This window comes from Neobacillus ginsengisoli, assembly GCF_030813055.1.
In genome coordinates this window covers 277847-296529 of sequence record NZ_JAUSTW010000003.1, presented here as the reverse complement: position 1 = coordinate 296529, position 18683 = coordinate 277847, and the positions used below count along the sequence as shown (strand labels likewise).

Annotated in this window: 18 protein-coding genes and 2 pseudogenes; 10 read left to right on the top strand and 10 right to left on the bottom strand. The window is 35.5% G+C overall.

Translation table 11 applies throughout. The features are described from left to right. Positions 1-160 precede the first annotated feature (160 nt). Positions 161-670 carry an exosporium protein C gene (locus J2S10_RS10590; protein WP_307408120.1) on the top strand — a complete coding sequence of 170 codons (510 nt, stop codon included), beginning with the start codon at positions 161-163 and terminating at the stop codon, positions 668-670. 396 nt (positions 671-1066) lie between these two features. On the opposite strand, the gene J2S10_RS10585 is transcribed toward J2S10_RS10590, so the two are convergent. From J2S10_RS10585 to J2S10_RS10570, 4 genes are all read right to left on the bottom strand, one after another. Next, the gene (locus tag J2S10_RS10585; protein ID WP_307407404.1) at positions 1067-2299 is read right to left on the bottom strand and encodes a TolB family protein; all 1233 of its coding nucleotides are present in this window, start codon (positions 2297-2299) and stop codon (positions 1067-1069) included. 25 nt (positions 2300-2324) lie between these two features. After that, the gene (locus tag J2S10_RS10580; RefSeq protein ID WP_307407402.1) at positions 2325-2786 is read right to left on the bottom strand and encodes a DUF3888 domain-containing protein; all 462 of its coding nucleotides are present in this window, start codon (positions 2784-2786) and stop codon (positions 2325-2327) included. Positions 2787-2808: 22 nt separating this feature from the next. Beyond that, the gene (locus tag J2S10_RS10575) at positions 2809-3204 is read right to left on the bottom strand and encodes a DUF3888 domain-containing protein (protein ID WP_307407400.1); all 396 of its coding nucleotides are present in this window, start codon (positions 3202-3204) and stop codon (positions 2809-2811) included. A 144-nt stretch (positions 3205-3348) separates the two neighbouring features. After that, the gene (locus J2S10_RS10570; RefSeq protein ID WP_307407398.1) at positions 3349-4434 is read right to left on the bottom strand and encodes a hypothetical protein; all 1086 of its coding nucleotides are present in this window, start codon (positions 4432-4434) and stop codon (positions 3349-3351) included. A gap of 91 nt (positions 4435-4525) precedes the next feature. On the opposite strand from J2S10_RS10570, the gene J2S10_RS10565 reads away from it, so the two are divergent. The 8 genes from J2S10_RS10565 to J2S10_RS10530 all read left to right on the top strand — a co-directional run bounded on the left by J2S10_RS10565 (position 4526) and on the right by J2S10_RS10530 (position 13142). Then, positions 4526-5059, top strand: a complete 534-nt coding sequence (locus J2S10_RS10565; protein ID WP_307407396.1) for a hypothetical protein — start codon at positions 4526-4528, stop codon at positions 5057-5059. Positions 5060-5166: 107 nt separating this feature from the next. After that, positions 5167-5454 carry a DUF202 domain-containing protein gene (locus J2S10_RS10560; protein ID WP_307407394.1) on the top strand — a complete coding sequence of 96 codons (288 nt, stop codon included), beginning with the start codon at positions 5167-5169 and terminating at the stop codon, positions 5452-5454. A gap of 390 nt (positions 5455-5844) precedes the next feature. Then, positions 5845-6147, top strand: a complete 303-nt coding sequence (locus J2S10_RS10555) for a hypothetical protein (protein WP_307407392.1) — start codon at positions 5845-5847, stop codon at positions 6145-6147. Positions 6148-6898: 751 nt separating this feature from the next. Further along, positions 6899-8278, top strand: a complete 1380-nt coding sequence (locus tag J2S10_RS10550; RefSeq protein ID WP_307407390.1) for a Mur ligase family protein — start codon at positions 6899-6901, stop codon at positions 8276-8278. 334 nt (positions 8279-8612) lie between these two features. Continuing rightward, the gene (locus tag J2S10_RS10545; protein ID WP_307407388.1) at positions 8613-9827 is read left to right on the top strand and encodes an ATP-grasp domain-containing protein; all 1215 of its coding nucleotides are present in this window, start codon (positions 8613-8615) and stop codon (positions 9825-9827) included. Positions 9828-9979: 152 nt separating this feature from the next. Further along, the gene (locus J2S10_RS10540; protein WP_307407386.1) at positions 9980-11008 is read left to right on the top strand and encodes a YheC/YheD family endospore coat-associated protein; all 1029 of its coding nucleotides are present in this window, start codon (positions 9980-9982) and stop codon (positions 11006-11008) included. 866 nt (positions 11009-11874) lie between these two features. After that, entirely contained in the window at positions 11875-12291 is a 417-nt protein-coding gene (locus tag J2S10_RS10535; protein ID WP_307407384.1) for a BlaI/MecI/CopY family transcriptional regulator, read from the top strand. Next, positions 12291-13142 (top strand): M56 family metallopeptidase, encoded by an 852-nt coding sequence (locus J2S10_RS10530; RefSeq protein WP_307407382.1) that lies wholly within the window; start codon positions 12291-12293, stop codon positions 13140-13142. The genes J2S10_RS10535 and J2S10_RS10530 overlap by 1 nt, the downstream gene beginning before the upstream one ends. A gap of 93 nt (positions 13143-13235) precedes the next feature. Here the strand turns inward: J2S10_RS10530 and lspA are convergent, their stop codons facing one another. After that, the gene (lspA, locus tag J2S10_RS10525; protein WP_307407380.1) at positions 13236-13697 is read right to left on the bottom strand and encodes a signal peptidase II; all 462 of its coding nucleotides are present in this window, start codon (positions 13695-13697) and stop codon (positions 13236-13238) included. A gap of 275 nt (positions 13698-13972) precedes the next feature. On the opposite strand from lspA, the gene J2S10_RS10520 reads away from it, so the two are divergent. Beyond that, positions 13973-14398: a DoxX family protein gene (locus J2S10_RS10520; protein ID WP_307407378.1), complete on the top strand. Its 426-nt coding sequence runs from the start codon at positions 13973-13975 to the stop codon at positions 14396-14398. 194 nt (positions 14399-14592) lie between these two features. Here J2S10_RS10520 and J2S10_RS10515 read toward each other — a convergent pair. From J2S10_RS10515 to argF, 5 genes and pseudogenes are all read right to left on the bottom strand, one after another. Further along, positions 14593-14823: pseudogene (locus J2S10_RS10515) on the bottom strand (cupin domain-containing protein); the annotation flags it as partial. Continuing rightward, a pseudogene (locus J2S10_RS10510) lies at positions 14811-14912 on the bottom strand (TetR/AcrR family transcriptional regulator); the annotation flags it as partial. The pseudogenes J2S10_RS10510 and J2S10_RS10515, both read right to left, overlap by 13 nt. A 260-nt stretch (positions 14913-15172) precedes the next feature. Then, a complete protein-coding gene (arcC, locus tag J2S10_RS10505; RefSeq protein ID WP_307407376.1) occupies positions 15173-16135 on the bottom strand; it encodes a carbamate kinase in 963 nt (320 codons plus the stop codon). A 40-nt stretch (positions 16136-16175) separates the two neighbouring features. Continuing rightward, positions 16176-17591, bottom strand: coding sequence for an arginine-ornithine antiporter (arcD, locus tag J2S10_RS10500; protein WP_307407374.1), 1416 nt, complete (start codon positions 17589-17591; stop codon positions 16176-16178). 78 nt (positions 17592-17669) lie between these two features. Then, entirely contained in the window at positions 17670-18680 is a 1011-nt protein-coding gene (gene argF / locus J2S10_RS10495; protein ID WP_307407372.1) for an ornithine carbamoyltransferase, read from the bottom strand. Positions 18681-18683: the final 3 nt, after the last annotated feature.

Here is an 18683-nt window from a genome sequence, read left to right as displayed (position 1 = left end):
TTACTTTAGAAAACACATAAACAAAATAATTTGTAATTGGAAACTATTTCAACATTTGCCCAAGCACTCTATTAAATCCTGAATATATTGATAGTACAGGCTTTGAAAGCGAGGTGATTATATAATGCTGGATACTAAAAATGAACCCGGTTGGTCGGATATGAGTGGAGCAGCTCAACCGAATGGAGGAAGTGGCTCAGGTTCTCACTTAAGAGTCTTTGAAATTTTAGATTTCCAAACAGTCGAACCAAGGAATAGCACGAATCCTGGCGATCCCGAACCTATTCCCCACAGTCCTAATCGTCTAACACTTGCAACTCTCATTGTAACTATTCCAAGATTTATTACAATTAATACAGTCGAATTGATTGCCACCGTAGGTGTACAGGGTTTAACCGGAACATCGCAATTAAAATTTCGTATTTTCCGCGATGGTGCACAAATTTTTGAAACACAGACTGGAGTCGAATCAGATCCTACATCAGAAGTATTTTATACAGAAACATTCCAAGCCATCGACACTAATTTAAGATTTGGAACTCATAGGTTCGTGCTGACCGTTGAAAATGCGACAGCAGGTGCAGAAGCAGCTGTAGTTGGACCTATCTCGTTTAGTGCGTTAGCAATTAGACGGATAGGCAGGACAGACTCTGATGAATCCTGCGACTAAAAGTCGATACTGAAATAAACAAGTAAAAGAGATTATCCTTTCAGGATGATCTCTTTTTGTTGGGAAATGTATATGAGAATTTTGTGCGTCTAACAACAAAATAGCATTTCTCCACGAGATAGATGTAATTTTAAGTGACTTAAATAATGAATTAGAAAATTATTAAGTAAGGTTTGAACATGATTGTGAAAAAACATACTTAAGTAACTGGGTGCTTTTGTTGAAGAGCACCATCAAAAGGTTGCTCTAGGCAACTATCAATCCTATACAGAAGTATTGAAAAGCATTAAGATGTAAAGTTAAATGTCGAATTTAAAAGCGCCAATATTGGCGCTGTTTTTTTTAACTTATTAAACAGAATGATATAACAAATTACATTATTGAAGACAGGTTTCATTAACCACCTTCATAAAATTCAATCGTATCCACGTTTTTAATCCATCGTTTCGCACCTATCCCGTTTGTATTAGACTTCCATAGATCTCTGTTGCTATCGGAAAAGGAAGTACCTCTAAACCAAACAATCTTTTCTATCGACTTAACGTATAAAGGATTGTAATCACCATATCCTCTAGGCGGCTCTGTTATTTTTTGTTGATTATTTGACTTAACATCAATGAAATAAAGAGATGGTAAGGGCTGCTTAGACCACTCTGCTTCTTTGGCTCTAGACGAAACAATCCCGTTGTCAGTAATCCAATCAAAATCCAAATCAACAAAATTTTCTGGCGTATACTTTGTTGATGCAGGCATTTCCTCTACTTTTAAATCCTTATTCTTAAACCCCAAAACAATTCTTCCGCCGCCGGCAATATAGGCAAGGGTATCTTGAGAGGGCGCCCATTTTGGTTTACCAACATGAAGAATGAGCTCATCTAATACTTTAAAATTCTTGCCCTCGCTTGATATGACACATAGCATGTTACTATCCATTGACCAGGAGGCTGTGGGTGAGACTATAAATGAAATCCACTTTCTACTCGGTGAATAGTTAAAATCATCTGCATAAACTGCAATGATTTTGTTATCCTTCTTTGTTCCAATCTCTTTAGGAAGGGTGAAAAAGTGATCAACACCGCCAAACAGGACAACGTCCTTATAATTGTCTCCTACTTTTTTGGTAAAAAGAATGGCACTTGTCCAGCCGTCTGGTCGAAGAGTCCCAGCGGATGAAAGTAAAAACCCGCTCCCATCAGGCAGCCAAGTATAGCCGTCAACACCGTTTGAGATATTATAGAACCGTGTAAAATCAGATATATCCAATGTACGTTCTTGATTAAAGGCTATGACATTTTTCTTTGGTGACCATGATGGGACATTACCATCATAAAATATTTTCTTTTTTTCTCCTGTTTGAACATGATATGCCCAGATTTCATGCTGAAATTCTTTATCGGGACGTTCTGCCGGGGCTTCATTTTGATACAGCAGCCATTGTCCGTCTCTTGACCATTTTGGTTGACCAAAGACTTTCCCGGTCTGTGTGATTTGTTTTTCCTTGTTGTTGATAAACGTCCAAAGATTGCCGTCCCTGATAAAAGCCGCTTTAACATCTTTTTCATTCTCAGCAAACGAAGGTATCGGGAACAGAAACAACATAAAAAGTATAATCAGTAGAACCCTTTTCATAGTTAAGACCTCCCTCAGTATTTAGCTAAAATGGTTTAGAAAGGACGTATTTAAACAAAGGTGGAAGCTTATTAAAATCGAACGATGATGTTTCAGGAGGTAAATCATACGTTGCTAAATGTTTATGCTCAATCAGCTCTATTGAAGGACCGTAAGAGATACGAAAAGTCATGCGGTCCTTACCAACAGAAACGTTATGTCCCGTGGTAGGCTCTATATCAAATGTAATATCTAATATGAAACCACGGAAATGTTGCACTCTCCTGGTTTCGATGATTTTGATTTTCCAGGGAGTAACCCCAGGGGTATTGGGACCATAATATTTCTCCAACACTTTGTTAATATTCGGAGTAAGCATACACATAAGCATATCTTGCAGCCGAAGCTCTTCAGAATCTTGAGTGGGTTCATTTGCTGACGCCCATCCCGTTTGAAAGATGGTAACAACAAACAAGGACAGTATAAAAGCGATTAGTATTTTTTTCATTTCGTTCTAGATACCTCTTTTTTTAATGCCTGCACTTAGTTATTTCGTTTGGCTTTAACCTTCTGCTGTTGACATCAATAGCCCGCCACTCCATACTATTTTTATTACTAAAAGTGATAGTAACTAAATCATATGGGAAATCGTGAGCACCTTCAAATGTTGTTAGCTGCACGGTGATATTAAAGTAGCGGTAGGTTTTGTGTTCTACCTTCTCTTTGATTTGGAGAATCTGTTGGCAATAATACTGCTTCGGTTTGCCGAAATGTTTCTCGACTTCTTTATAGATGGGTAGAAATAGCAAATTGAGGATCACATCATCACGCAATTGCACATCATTTTTAGTTACGGTTTCGGCTTTGACGGGTGAATAAGAGAAAAAAGTGAAGCAGGCAATCAATATTAAAACGCTTTTTTTCATAAAGGACCCCACTTTAGGCTTTTTCTTAGTTTGCTCTATTGAATGAAAAAAGCCTTCCCGTTGGTGGGAAGGTGATGTTTTTATTTTGAATAAGAGTATTACGAGCTAAAGTCATACAAAGAGTGACTTTCATTGTTCCCTTTTTTAGATCTGTTCTCCTGTTTCCGCGTCAAATACAGCTATCCTTTTCTCACCTTCCTGCGGAACGGTTATAAAGATGTATATTTGCCTTTTGGGATGGACATCAGGGTTATTAATTCTGACTTCACCATACTTATCAGCGCGAGCTAAAACATTATTCACATTTTCAAAACTAGTTTTTTCACGTATGTTCAGCTTTGCATTTTTAAATTCGGTGTATTCCTTTTTATCAAGTGACCGGTAAAAGGAATCCGCATCTTTAAGTTTCTTATCTGAATTGTCCTCGTAATACATTCCCCGAGGTTCCTTCTGGTAAAGCATCCAATTTACGACTTTTATCAGTTCTTTTTTCGAAGGATTATACTTTTTATGATCGCCAAGCAGTTTCACGCTGTAATGCATGTTATCAGAAAGAAAGATTAATTCACAGCCTTTGTATGTTTCTCCGATAAAACCCTTGTAGCCTTTTTTTAGCTCAACCGGTTTATACATGTTATTCTTCGGCAAAATGATTTCTCCGAAGGTTGGTTCAGCTTGAATTTCCATTACGCCTGCAATTTCTTTATTCTGATATTGTAAGAAAATCTTCTTGCCTGTTATTTTTCCATTCACATGTGTCATTTTAAAGGGAAAATGCATAGGAACAAGTATTTCTTTGTTGAATTTTTCTCTGTATTCTTTTGTAACGATTAGTTCATTCATATGCGGATTAGCCACATCTGAAATGACCTTAATCTTTGATATTTTATTGTTTTTTACAGATACTTCCCATATAAACGCGATTCTTTCCCCGCAATCACTCTGATTATCACCCATACAGTCTCTAAAATTCCCAATCATGATCACCGTATCTTTATGAGTAGAAGGAAGTGTACTTAAACCCATAATAGGCGAGTTTTCTCTAATTTCAGGAATTTTGACGCCTGGCTCTACCAATGCGTTTAATTTTTTGCCATCCCTTTCATATAATGCTCTGGAAAGTTGGTGGAACCACCGCATTTCTTCATTCATTGCTTTTGTGTACGTTGGGGATTGCACACCAAGAGCTAATGCAACAAGGAATACTAAAATAGATTTCTTTATTTTCATTATTTATCACCCTATTATTTATTGTCCCCCAAATGCAATCATGTATGTTTGTATTTTCGTAATGGGACACTAAGTAAAAGGAGTGCAAACTATGTTTAAAAGAATCTTTGCTGGCTGCTTTTTAATTTTGTCGGTATTCCCGCATGAGAGATCATATGCAATTGACCGAGTGGTCCTAAATAGCGTGCCAATCGATAAATCGGATATGCGAATTTACTTACTAGCAGATAAAAAAAGCTGGATGGACTATGAAAATTTCGTTGTCCAAGTCGGCGAACAAGGACAGGGCGTCCTATATCATTTTCCCGGTTGGTACCATGGCAAATATGATACTGCCTTATTTTATGTGGATGTTAGTGGTGACAAGCAAAAAGATATTGTTGTCATTTTAAATAATGATAGAGCAGGACTAGGAAAGCCGTTTAAAGATATTCATATCTTAAACCAAAAACATGATCTATTATTTGAAGAATCTCCGGTCGAATCTGTCAGAACAATTTTAGGTCGCCTCGCAAAAATAGAGAAGTATGGCAATATCGTGACGATTCGTACAGGAAGAACGAACATAAAATCGACGTGTCGCCGTACCAATACGTTAATCCACGCAAACTGTACTTCAACGTAGAAACAATGGGGTATTCCATTGAGGGCGATTTTCAGCCAATTTTATTCTTAAATAGCCGATCTATTGGCATACTATATCGTATCATTTAGAACAAAAGGAGTTGTAATATGATCGGTAAAAATAATGCACCAAATCAGAATTCGGTATCCTCTAGTGATTTGTTAGCAATCGAAAGAACCAAACTAGCCAATGATAGAACACTATTAGCCTATATTCGTACGTCCTTGACATTCTTTGCGGCTGCGGCAGCCCTTATAGAGTTTTTTGATAAGAATATAAAGTTCGAAATTACAGCGTACATAACCATCTCTTTAGGATTTATTCTTCTTTTGGTTGGTTTTTATAATTATTATCGTTCAAAAAAAACAATCAAAGCAATGCAATTCATTAAATAATAAAATTTGATAATTGGCGTTTAAACTTATTTACAAGTAAATAGTTTACTTCAAATTCATTGGTTGCCAGAGTTGAAGAAGGGGGTGCTGCGGCAACTCCTTTTTATTCCAAAAGATGACCCTACTAATTAGTCGATTTAACTTTCTTAATTAAAAGGAAGCTTCGTGATCTTTTTTCTATTTTTGTGCTAAAAGGCGTTCCTGTAATGAACAGGGACGTTTTTCTATAACAGTGCGGTTTTGTTTAAGCTTAAATGATGAATTTGGAAATACTTACATTAGTGAAATAGCAAATTGTTTTAAAGTTCAAGTAAACGGCTTTATTATGCAACTAAGTTTTTAGCCTTTTTTAGATGGAAAAGACCATTAAAATTACAAAGGTGAAAACAAATGTCGGATTTTTTTGAGTCTATAATTGAGTTGATTGGGGATCTTGTTACGGAGAAATTTAAGAAAAGCAAAATAGGGAAAAAACGTCAAAAATTACGCCAAGAAAATGTTGAAAAGAACATTAAACTTCTTTCAGAACAAGAATGGTTTGCAAATTTATTAGATAATCCTCAGTACAATAAATTAATTTATAATCAGATGGACGACTTACTTCATAACCAAGGATTTGTAAATAACTTGGTAAAAGGTGATATGAAAACAAAACAATATTTTATGAAAACACTCGATAATAAAAATCTTTAAATGGAAGTGAATGAGTAAAACTTATTATATTAACAGGTGTTTTCCTTAAAGGTCAGACTGCCCAGGAAGTTAGTCTTTTTGTTATTGAGCTAATGGGCAGAATAGTTGAATAAAAACTGCCTTATTCCAGTCCTTTATTTCATTTTCCATGACAATACAAAAATCGGTAGCGGTCATACGCTACCGATTCATATATTGATATTTTTTTTATTTATCTCGGACAAAGAGTGATTTTAAATTGAGGACCAATTTCCTCACTTGTGAATGTTGTATTAATAAAAGTTTCTTGACATTTGAAAACTCTCAACTTGATAGTCTTAGGATTTTGTACCATGAATAGTTCAAAGTCTACAAGTCTTCCAGACAATTTACCAACTCCAATAGCCCTAATTGAATTTAGGGTCTTGAAAGACGTTATCTGAATCGTTAATTGTTGCTGTGATAAACCTTTTTTTACTGTGAATGAAAAGATTGTGAAGAAAGGGAACTTCTTCTATTCGGGGAGAAATTCCCGGTTTTAGCGCAATTAGCGGAATATAAATCATTGTTTGTAATAAACTTATGAGTTTTTGAACTGGAGAAGTTTTCTTTAATTTCTGGACTTAGTATTTATTACACACCTGCAATAGGGGACACGTCATATGATATATAAGCTTTTTAATTCAAAGTAATTTGATCACTACTATCCTTAAAGAAAAGTATTATTAGGGGAGCTGCCTTTTTTCATAAAAAAGAACTTAGGAGGGTCATTTTGAAAACATTATTATTGGAGACTATTTTAACTTCAATGAACATTCAGCCTAATATAAAGCAAAAAGGTATACGGATCCATACGGTCACTAATGACAGATTTGATATTAGGAGTAATACGTTATTTTTTCGTTGGAACAACATAGAGGTGCCTGTTAAATCTATAAAGAATTACAAGAATGTATTCATCGTTACAGATACACCATTTTCTAATATGGAAAGATTAAATCCTGAGCAAATCATAATGGTAAAGAATCTCAAAGATACTTTCTTTAAATTCACTTCATATTACAGGCATCTGTTTAGCATTCCTGTAGTCGCCATAACTGGTACATGTGGAAAATCTACTACGAAAGAAATGCTCAAACACATTTTGGAAGAAACACACAATGTCCAGGCAACAATATCCAGCAAAAATGCAAATCATTACAACCTTCCTTATTTAATGGGAATTGATAAAGATACGGATGTGGCTGTGTTTGAAACAGCTGTATCTGCAATAGGGGATTTGACGGAGTCTTGCAAGTATTTTTACCCGACTATTGGGGTTATGACAATGATTGATGTAGATCATACGGATGATATTCAATCATTTGATGATTATCTAGCAGAAAAGGCAAAAATAATGCAAGGCATGAACAATGAGGGAACTCTCATTCTAAATATGGACGACCCATATCTCTCTTCCATCGATACTTCTAAATTTAAGGGAGAGATTATAACGTTCGGAAAAAACAGGGATGCAATTTTTAGGATAAAGAAGTATCAATATAATTCATCCGGCATGACTTTTTGGATTGAATATAAGAAAAGGGAATTTAAAGGATATATACCGGGTCTTGGTGAGCATAATGTATATAATGCAGCCGCTTCATTAGCAGCCGCTGCAATCTTAGGAGTGGATCTACACTATGCTTTAAACAGATTATCCTCTTATCATCACATGGGATCTCATTTTCAAATAATTAAGGGACGAAATCGAATTACGTTGGTGGATGATACTTGGAAGTCAAATCCTGCTTCCTTAAGAAAAGGATTAGAAACATTAAGCAGAATAGCATTGCCATTCCAAAGAAAAATTGCTGTACTGGGGAGAATGGCATCACTTGGAAAATATGCAGATGAAGAATACGAAAAGGCAGGACATCTACTCGGTAAATTGGGGGTCGATGTTCTTATCACCAAAGGAACCATTGCAAAAGATTTTGTAAAGCCAGCTATAGAGGCAGGAGTAAATCCGCATAATGTTTATCATTTTTCAGATGCGGATGAAATGAAGAGGTTTTTTGATTCATTTTTAATCCCAAATGACATTGTTTATTTCAAAACGAACGCGAATGATTCAGACTTTGATGATGTCATCGAATATTTAAGAAGTTAAATTGGTAGAAATTTTGCTCTTAAAAAGGCAGCTTTCCTAATAGGGGACAAAAAAGAAAATTGAGTGGAATTATTTATTACAAACTATTACTCCCATCGAACCAACAACACCCTTCCGTTATAAAACTTTTGAAGAGCGCTTTGCATATATTGCAGACGCTCTTTTCATTTTTACAAATTTATTAATTCACACGTCTTAAGACTTATGACAACTGTCCGAACCATTCTTGTCTTAACTCAATATATTAAAAAGGTAAGCAGTATGTTTTTCAGTTCAATATAGGAATAAACGCTAAATCTTACATAAAATAATCAAAGATGGGATGACAAAGCTTATGCGAACCATTGTTTTTATTGAAACTAACAAATCTGGATCAAGTAGAGAAGCAATAAAAGCTGCAGAACGACTAGGCTATTTTACGGTGTTATTAACCAATAAAAAAAATTTCATTTTTCAAAGAACAGAATTTCCCGATGTCCATCAAATGATTTTAGTGGAATTATCCAATTACAATGATTTAAAAAATAACCTCATCAAAATACAAAAACAAGGAAAACGAATACAAGGCGTTTTGAGTTTTGTAGATCCTTTTGTTCATGTAGCAGCAGCCTTATCAGAAGAATTTTGTCAAAATGCTGTTTCAGCAGATCCAATTCTAAAAATGGAAAATAAAGTTTTAACTCGTGAGCTTCTCAAAGACCTACCAATGTCTCCTTATTATGCAATTTATACAGCAGATGAATCACTAGAGAAATTTATCCAGAAACAAAAGAACTATTTACCTCTTATTGTAAAGGCTCCCTTATCTGCTGGCTCAAAAGATGTTCTGGTGGCAAATAACGAGAACCAGTTGAAACTGGCAATACAAAAATTACTAAAAAAAAGTGAACAGATTTTGCTGGAGGAGTATCTATCTGGACCCCAATATTTAATTGAAGTTTTAGTACACAATGGAAAAGTTCATATTGTCGCGATAATCGAACAGCAGATTACTTTTTTACAACGATTTATTGTAACCGGATATTGTTTACTACCAGTTATCGATCAAAGTTTATACAATAGTATCCTTGTGACAGTAAGTTCCATCTTAAAGGCTTTTCGAATGAAAAATGGTGCCGCTCACTTAGAAATGCGCCTAGTAAATGGGGTGTGGAAATTAATTGAAATTAACCCGAGAATCTCAGGTGGAGCCATGAATCGAATCATTGAAGTTGGATATGGAATTAATTTAGTTGAGGAAACCATTAAATTAATGTTAGGAAATGAGCCTAACCTTACTAAAAAACACAGTAAATATGTATACGCACATTATTTAACTGTTGATTCTAGAGGAAAATTAATAAAGGTAACGGGCAAAAATCGCTGTTCCCAATATCCAGGAGTAGAAGAAGTATATATAAAACCCCAACAAGGACAGATATTACGCCCGCCTTTATCAATGGGAGATCGTTGCGGATACATTTTGGCATCCTCAGATGTTAAAGAAGAAGCGAAAAGAATTGCCATGAAAGCAGCCAGCCAGATACGTTTCGACCTTGACCCAATTTAAAAATTGGGGGTGAAAAATCATGACGATTATCTAAAAATAAAACGTAATTTTTATAAATTAGAAGAAATTAAGAGAAACAAACCTAAAACAAACTTTTAATGATTGAACAAAAAATATTGGGAAAAGAATTTGGAGAGGGGGAGTGAAGTATTATGACGCTAATTGGCATGCTCCATCATCGTGCTGATCCAAATAATGTAAAGAAAGCATATGCTTATGCCGTTGTAGCAAAAGCTGAAGGGTTAAACTTTTTTTACTTTACCCCAAGTAGGGTAAATATAAAACAACAAAGAATTTTAGGGAAAGTCTATGAAAATGGACAGTGGATAGAAAAGGAATTTCCTTTTCCTGATGTCATTTATAATGCGAGTTATCCTGTAGGTAATAAAGCTGAACAAATCGTAGATTATTTGTTCGAGAGGATTCCGTTTACAAGTCATTCTATTGGGGACAAATTAAGTGTATATAACAGAATTATAAAGGCAAAAAAATTCAAACAATATCTTATTCCTTTTTATAAATTAACTGACGTTCAGATTTTTTTAAATATGATCAAACTTTATAAAAAAGTTATAATCAAACCGTCGTCTGGACATCAAGGTGGCGGCGTTGTTTATATCGAAAAATATGGATTTAATCAATACAAAATTAATGAAGCAGAATTAATATCTTCTATTAATGAAAAACAATTGCTAGACTTGATATCCCATAAAATACAAGGACAAGATTACTTAGTTCAACAGTTTATAAATAGTCAAACAAAATCTGGTCATGTTTTTGATTTCCGATTGCATGTACAAAAAAATGGAGAAGGAAAATGGGTTATTACATCTATTTATCCAAGGATAGGTAGGTTGGGGACCATAACATCTAATATGGGTAGTGGCGGTTATAGTACTTACCTTGATATTTTTTTAAAAACAGAGTTTGGTGACTCCTGGTATGATATTCAAAGGTATCTTGAACAGTTTGCGATAAGCTTTTCAAATCATTTTGATTCTTTATATAATAATGAATTGGATGAATTAGGAATTGATGTCGGAATTGATGAAAACCAAAAACTATGGCTTTTTGAAGTAAATTGGAGACCTGGTCCACCTAATATATATAATGTTGAATTAGACGTAGTTAAAAATACGATTCTGTACGCTAAATATTTAGCTGATCGAAATAAACATTAAATCGAAACCTTTCCATCATTTATTACATCTTGTTTTTAGGGAAGACCCTCAAAACTCCTCATTTAATCTAAACGGAAAATAAAATAAAACACGAAATTAACGTTTGTTCAATCCAGTATGTTGTAATCATAGCGTCTATATAGTGAAAAAATCCTCTGACATTAAGGACGCCTGTAATGGCGTCCTGGTTTTATCTAGTTCTAGTATGACCTCCGTTATGTCGTCACCATTACATATAACCTGGTCCAGTTCATATTTTATTTTGTTATATAAAAATCTACTAAGCACGACATTCTTGAAAGTGAATTTAAAGTAAGGGTTCGTAAACTGTTTTACCACAAGTCCATTATTCTTACAATCGATTCCGTAAATGAACATAAAACAATTCTAAAAGATTCCATTTACAATAACTTAACAATTCATTAACTATTTTCCTGTTTCTTTTTAACCATATTCCTAACTACAATGGAATCGAATATGGAGGGGAAAAATAATGGATGAAGAAAAAGCGTATTTAGTAATTATCATCATCATGCCCATTTAAGGGATTATATTTTCAGCTTCACTTTTATCAGTATATTTGTTCTTATTTTTAACTCTCCTTATAATATGCTTGAAAATGTTATTATTTGTGCTGTACTCTCTGTTATCCCTACATACAGAGAATTTGAAGAAATAAGGATTGATGAATGACGTTCTTATTATTGGTTCCTGTAGTGTCATTTTTTTTCATTTATAATAATGGAACCAACATGCCGTTTTAGTTAGCCTTAAGCTTTACATTTATTTTAAAAACTTTAAATTTTGTTTTACAACTATTTTCAGTCTTGTCTTTTTGCACTACAATATGTAATGGAGGTGTAATTATGAGCATTAAAAACTTCCGTTACGATAAGGTTGGTTTGAATCGTTTTTTTGGACCGCTAGAAGCGAAGATTATGGATATTTTATGGAATGGAAATGAAAAGAGCATCAAAGAGGTTCAACAGTTAATCGAAAAAGAAAGATCCATTAATTTTAATACTGTCATGACAGTAATGAATCGACTAGTAGAAAAAAAGATACTCGAAAAGAGAGTCGAAAGAAGAACTTCGCTTTATAAACCAATTAAAACAAAAACGGAATTTATTGATGAACAGTCAAAGAAGCTTACTGAAAACCTTTTAGATGAATTTGGTGAGATGATAGTAAATCACATGCTTGATTCCTTGGAAGATGTTAATCCAAACTTGCTCGATAAACTTGAGCAAAAACTTGAACAATTAAAAAAGGGTAATAAGTAATGTTGTGGAGAAATAAGTCATTTTTTGTTTTAGGTGTAGGTCTTTGTTTTGGAATGGTTTTATGTATTCAATTGGGATTGTATCTTGCCAATATTTTGTTTGGTCCAACATTCTTTGATAATATCTTTCAGTTTTGTATTAGGATATTTAAAAAGGGTACAGTTGAATATTACGTAGTTTTATTACTAGTTAATACCTATGTAGTCTTTTCAATATTGGTTTTATGTAAAAAGATCATACAGCAAGTGGTAAATACAAATAGATTGAAGAAAAAAATTGGTCATCTAACCAATAGAGAAAAAACAATTGAAATGAATCAAAGATTTAATAGGAGTGGAAGGGATATTATTGTCATTAATAGTAATGAACTGATTGCTCTTACTTTTGGGCTCCGAAATCCATTTATACTCCTTTCTACGAATTTAATTAAGATGCTAGACAAAACCGAGCTAGAAGCTGTTATTTACCATGAGACTGCCCACCAAAAATATCATGATACCTTAAAAATCTTTGTTTTGAAGATGATCTATGAAGTTATGTGGTATATTCCTCTTACCAAATGGGCTTATAAAAATTTTAAAATTATTATTGAACTAGTGGCAGATGAATATGCGATTACACGAATGGGTTCTGAACTCGGATTAGGTAGTGCCTTGTTAAAGTTGATAAATACTCACTTAGATTATAAAACTAATTCCTTACTTGTACCTTTTGCGGATGGGACTATCGATTACAGGCTTAAACAATTAATTGAACCATATTATACATTGCCTTTTAAATTACAAATAAAATCGATTATTATTTCGGTTAATGTCATGATTTTGTCAATCATTTTAATGATTATTGTGTAACTATGATATGAATGTAGACAAATAAAGCCTTATAGAATTGATTATTTAAACTGTTGCGGGAAGTCGTAAGGACGGACGACCCGCTAAGTTTCTTTATAAGGTATCTTTTGTTTTTCTATTTAAAAAGTAGTTAATGGCCAAGTCTAATAATAGAAAAATGATACCAAATTGAATGGCGTAATCTGCAAAGTTAAGAATACCATTGCTGAAATGAAAGCTGATAAAGTCCGTAACCTGATTATACAAAATCCGATCCATCATATTTCCGATTGCCCCTCCAATTAAAAGGCCAGTGCCTAAATCCATTATAAGCCGCTTATTTTTTATACCGCTGCGATGTTTTAAGACGATGATAACGGTTAAAAAAGCAATTGGAACAAAGAAGCGTCCGTACCCTTGAAAGGAACTAAATGCCGCTCCACTATTTTCATAGTTGGTAAGATTCAGAACACCTTTCCAGACTTCCATGGAACTTTCTAATTTTAGATGAGTACGAATCCAATATTTGGATAGTTGGTCGATTATAATCACAAAGATAATAAACAAATAATACAAGAATTTGGACTCCCCTCAGGAATTTTTGTGATAAATGTTAAGTTGTCCTTTTTCCTTGACGGATATAAATTATAACACTACAATGTGTAGTGTAATTAAATAATTGGTGTAAGTCAAAAATTATTTGTTTTTAAATTATTTAATAATGTTTTTATACTGACCTAATTGTTTTTTGATTTACTTTTATTAGAAGAGATTCTAGAAATAGCATGTCTAGAATTTTTATATATTTTTACACTACATTTTATAGTGTTAATTTTGAAAGGAGAAAAAAAATGCGGAAAAATCAAGAAATTGGTTCATTACTATTAAGGGTTGTATTAGGTATTACTTTCTTTGTACATGGTTTGTCAAAATTCCAAGGTGGTATTGATAATATTGGAGTTTGGTTCCATAGTTTAGGAATACCTAGTTTCATGGCATATGTAGTTGCAAGCATCGAATTGGTGGGTGGAATCGCAATCATATTGGGATTGGGTACAAGAATTGTTTCGTCCTTTTTTGTGTTAATATTGGCTGGAGCCATTTTATTTGTAAAATTACCAGCTGGTCTTACAGGTAACGGGAAGATGACTGGATATGAACTAGAACTATCATTAATGATTATCGCCCTTTACCACGTTTTAAACGGCAGCCGCTTTTTGTCAATTGATTCAATTGTATCAAAGACTAAAGGGGTGGAAAGGGCAGTACAAAATTAAGTTTAATAGATTGTTTTCTTCTTTTAAATGGATTCAAAGTTTTTTTCCATAGACCGCATGAGCCTTTTCATTGCTCACCAAGCGTCTTCGAAAAGCATGGTTCCTCCGGATTCCATCATTTGCAGAATGGAGAATAATTTAAAGGATGAAATCGCAATTATTTCATCCTTTTGTGATGATATAGTAGTTTCAAATTATAATTTATTAAACCATTCATCATCGACAGGTTCAAACCAATCCGTTTGTCCTGGTGTAATTGCTAAGTGTACAAACCAACTGTCTTTTGTCGCACCATGCCAATGTTTCACATTCGGCGGAATATTCGCCACATCACCCGTTTTGAGTAATTGAGCTGGTTTTCCTTCTTCTTGATACCAACCTTCACCACCAGTAACTAACAATACTTGCCCAATTGGATTGTAATGTCATCAAAACTTTTTTCAGACATCAGTTCAATCACAGCTTTTTTTATAGCTTCTTGGCTCTTGGCTATTCTTCTATCCACTTTAGATATTTTAAGGTCCACCAAACTTTCTAAAAGATAATTAACAATTTTCGTTTATTTGTTTACTAATAAACAAATTGCGTTCATTTAACAATTGTAAGTATTATGTTTCTGCTATATATCCGACAGGGCAAATGTTAGCCGAGGAACTATTTATCTTCATTTAAAAGAATAACTACAATTCTCTTGAAAAACCTCTTGGATTAACATAAAAAGGACCTACACAGGTAAGCCCTTTTTAGATACTCATGGTCCTATTAAAATAAATGTTACACCGTAACCGGAGCACCATGCATGGATACAACCGTCCCGGCTTTTCCCTCAATCGCGTTAAAAGCCTGGTTTAATGAGGTGATAATTGTTTTGCGCACGGGGCTCGTTTCAGCGAAATGGATCGCTGCTTCGACTTTCGGAAGCATGCTGCCAGCGGCAAAGTGGCCGGATTCGATAAATGCTTTTAATTCTCCTACACTGATATCTTCTAACTTCCGTTGTGTGGGTTTGTTATAGTCAATGTATACATTGTCAACTGCAGTAAGGATAATTAATGCATCAGCATCGACTAATTCAGCAAGCTTTTGGGAAGCGAAATCTTTATCGATTACGGCTTCAACTCCAACTAAGCCATTTTCTGTTTCAATTACCGGGATTCCACCGCCGCCGACAGAGATGACAATAGTACCTTGCTCGACTAGCGAATTAATAATCGAATACTCTTTAATACTGACTGGTTTAGGTGAAGCTACAACCCGTCTCCAGCCGCGGCCTGCATCTTCTTTAAAAAACGAACTAGTTTCTTCCATTATTTTTCGAGCCTCTTTTTCACTGTAAAAAGGTCCGATTGGCTTGGTAGGATTAGTAAAAGCAGGGTCATTTTTATCTACGACAACGCGGGTGACAACCGTCACAATATTTTTCACCATGCCCCGCTCTTTAATTGCCTTGTCCATTGCATTCTGCATCCAGTACCCGATCATTCCCTGACTCATAGCACCGCAGGTATCAAGCGGCATCGCTGGATTTTTTACAGAATCAGCTGCTTTTTGTTGTAATAAGATGTTTCCGACCTGCGGGCCATTACCGTGAGATATAATGATATCTATTCCGTTTTCGATAAAATCGACCAGCTGTTTTGCTGTATTTTCAATAGCCTTTTGCTGCGCTTCTGCAGTTCCATCACCTGATTGAATGGCATTGCCGCCTAAAGCAATCACTGCTTTTTTTCTCATCATCGTAAAAACCTCCAATATTGTTGAATTTCCAATTATAAAATCAAATACTCAAAGTTCCATTTACTAATTCATAAATGGCAAGAACTGCAAATAATGCAAAAACAATTGCTGTTGCCAGCTCGCCTTTCGTAAAGATAGATTGTAATTTGGCTTCTTTTTGAACGCTTCTAAACACCAAGACTCCGGGAACATATAAGATCATCGTTAATAATAGATAACTGACTCCGGCTGCATAAATCATCCAGATACTATAAATGCTGGCTACTACACCGATCATAATATTTTTCGTTCGATCTGATTGTTTGGTTGCCAGTGAGTATTTAAGCTGATAAAAGGCAGAAAATGCATAAGGGATTAAAATCGCTGATGAGGCTAACGAAAAGGCAAAGTTATAGGCCTTATCAGTGAATAAGAAGGTCAATAGGAATAGTTGGATGAATCCGTTCGTGATCCATAAGGAATTGATTGGAGCACCATTTTTGTTTTCTTTGGCAAACCATTTTGGAAACAGCTTGCTTTTGGCCGCCAGAAATGGAATTTCCGATGCCAGCAATGTCCATCCTAACCAGGCTCCGAGAACCGAGATAATTAAGCCAATATTGATAACCGTTGCTCCCCATTTACCAACAATACTTTCAAAAACAAATGCCATAGAAGGGTGATCTAAATGCGCCACTTGCGATCTGCTCATCACACCCAAACTCATTATTGAAATAAGGATATAAATAACTAGCGTTCCAAGTAGTCCGATTATCGTTGCTTTCCCAACATCTTTTTTATTTTGTGCACGACTTGATAAAACTACTGCGCCTTCGATGCCGATAAATACCCATAGCGTAACAAGCATCGTACTTTTTACCTGCCCCATCACATCACTAAAGTGGAAAGCACTATTTGTTCCCCAAAAACCTGCAGTAAATGTTTTAAAATGAAAGGCAAAAATGGCGATGATTAAAAATAAGAACACCGGTACTAATTTTGCTATGGTGGTAATCAGATTTACTAATGCCGCCGACTGGACGCCACGCAGGATTAAGGAATGCACCAGCCATAGAAGAAGGCTTGCCCCGATGATAGAGGCAACATTTTGTCCGCCTTTAAATACAGGGAGGAAATAGCCGATCGATGAAAATAATAAGGTGGCGTAGGCTACATTTCCGAGCCAGGCTGAGAACCAGTAGCCCCATGCACTGTTAAAGCCCATGAATTTCCCAAAACCTTCTGATGCATAACTGAAGATTCCCCCGTCAAGGTCCGGACGTTTATCTGTTAGATTTTGAAAACAAAGTCCCAGGGCAATCATTCCAATACCGGTAATCACCCAACCAATGATGATTGCCCCTGCTGAAGCACCGCCGGCCATATCGGTTGCAAGGTTAAATGCGCCGCCTCCGATCATCGAGCCAACTACGATGGCGATTAATGAAAACTGTCCCAGCTTCTTTCCATTAGCCATTTTGATTCCACTCCTTCATTTTTGATTGGTAAGAAATAAACGGAGAAGGGAGAATAAATCCCTTCTCCTGTGTGATTTTTATACAAGATTACCCAGTGTAGCCGCCATAACCGCTTTGATGGTGTGCATTCTGTTTTCAGCCTGATCAAATACCTTGGAATGCTTGCTGCGGAATACCTCATCCGTTACTTCCATTTCTGCAAGACCATGTTTTGTATAAATGTCTTTTCCATAGCTAGTTTCCCGGTCATGGAAAGCAGGGAGGCAATGGAGGAAAATGACATTTTCATTACCTGTTTTTTCAAGCATCTCCATTTTGACATGATAGGGAGAAAGTAGCTCAATTCTTTCCTCAAACTTGTCTTCTTCCCCCATGGAAACCCATACATCTGTGTAGATGACGTCTGCTCCGGCAACCCCTTCATCTACATTGCTTGTGATTGTCACGCGCCCACCTGATTGTTTTGCTAATTCCTGAGCCAGTTCAACGATTTCTGCTGCAGGGAATAAGGATTCCGGTGAACAGATGCGAACGTCCATACCGACAAGGGCACCGCCTACCAGCAGGCTGTTGGCGACATTGTTCCGCCCATCCCCGACATATACGAATGTAATTCCTTCAAGGCGGCCAAAGTTTTCCTTTACGGTTAAAAAGTCAGCGAGTGTTTGGGTTGGATGCCATAAATCGGTCAAACCATTCCAAACGGGTACGCCCGAATGTTCAGCCAGCATTTCCACTTTTTTATGCTCAAAGCCGCGGAATTCGATTCCGTCAAACATCCGGCCTAAAACTTTGGCTGTGTCTTCAATCGATTCCTTTTTCCCCAGCTGGATGTCATCCTTACCTAAATATTCAGGATGTGCTCCTAAATCAGTACAGGCGACAGTAAAAGCACAGCGAGTGCGTGTTGAAGGTTTTTCAAAAAGCAGGGCAATGTTTTTTCCTTCAAGATAGCGGTGAGGAATACCGTGTTTTTTTTCATCCTTTAATTGAAAGGCTAAATCGATCAGATACATAAATTCTTCTTTTGAAAAATCCTTTTCTGCTAAAAAGCTTCTTCCATTAAATTTTGAAATGGTTGTTAACATCGT

Bases quoted from the DNA above. Each gene is read 5' to 3' on its own strand.
- J2S10_RS10575 (WP_307407400.1), bottom strand. From the start codon at position 3,204: ATGAAAAAAAGCGTTTTAATATTGATTGCCTGCTTCACTTTTTTCTCT.
- arcD (WP_307407374.1), bottom strand. From the start codon at position 17,591: ATGGCTAATGGAAAGAAGCTGGGACAGTTTTCATTAATCGCCATCGTA.
- J2S10_RS10535 (WP_307407384.1), top strand. From the start codon at position 11,875: ATGAGCATTAAAAACTTCCGTTACGATAAGGTTGGTTTGAATCGTTTT.
- J2S10_RS10560 (WP_307407394.1), top strand. From the start codon at position 5,167: ATGATCGGTAAAAATAATGCACCAAATCAGAATTCGGTATCCTCTAGT.
- J2S10_RS10580 (WP_307407402.1), bottom strand. From the start codon at position 2,786: ATGAAAAAAATACTAATCGCTTTTATACTGTCCTTGTTTGTTGTTACC.
- J2S10_RS10590 (WP_307408120.1), top strand. From the start codon at position 161: ATGAGTGGAGCAGCTCAACCGAATGGAGGAAGTGGCTCAGGTTCTCAC.
- J2S10_RS10520 (WP_307407378.1), top strand. From the start codon at position 13,973: ATGCGGAAAAATCAAGAAATTGGTTCATTACTATTAAGGGTTGTATTA.
- J2S10_RS10565 (WP_307407396.1), top strand. From the start codon at position 4,526: ATGTTTAAAAGAATCTTTGCTGGCTGCTTTTTAATTTTGTCGGTATTC.
- J2S10_RS10555 (WP_307407392.1), top strand. From the start codon at position 5,845: ATGTCGGATTTTTTTGAGTCTATAATTGAGTTGATTGGGGATCTTGTT.
- J2S10_RS10540 (WP_307407386.1), top strand. From the start codon at position 9,980: ATGACGCTAATTGGCATGCTCCATCATCGTGCTGATCCAAATAATGTA.
- J2S10_RS10545 (WP_307407388.1), top strand. From the start codon at position 8,613: ATGCGAACCATTGTTTTTATTGAAACTAACAAATCTGGATCAAGTAGA.
- J2S10_RS10570 (WP_307407398.1), bottom strand. From the start codon at position 4,434: ATGAAAATAAAGAAATCTATTTTAGTATTCCTTGTTGCATTAGCTCTT.
- J2S10_RS10585 (WP_307407404.1), bottom strand. From the start codon at position 2,299: ATGAAAAGGGTTCTACTGATTATACTTTTTATGTTGTTTCTGTTCCCG.
- argF (WP_307407372.1), bottom strand. From the start codon at position 18,680: ATGTTAACAACCATTTCAAAATTTAATGGAAGAAGCTTTTTAGCAGAA.
- arcC (WP_307407376.1), bottom strand. From the start codon at position 16,135: ATGATGAGAAAAAAAGCAGTGATTGCTTTAGGCGGCAATGCCATTCAA.
- J2S10_RS10530 (WP_307407382.1), top strand. From the start codon at position 12,291: ATGTTGTGGAGAAATAAGTCATTTTTTGTTTTAGGTGTAGGTCTTTGT.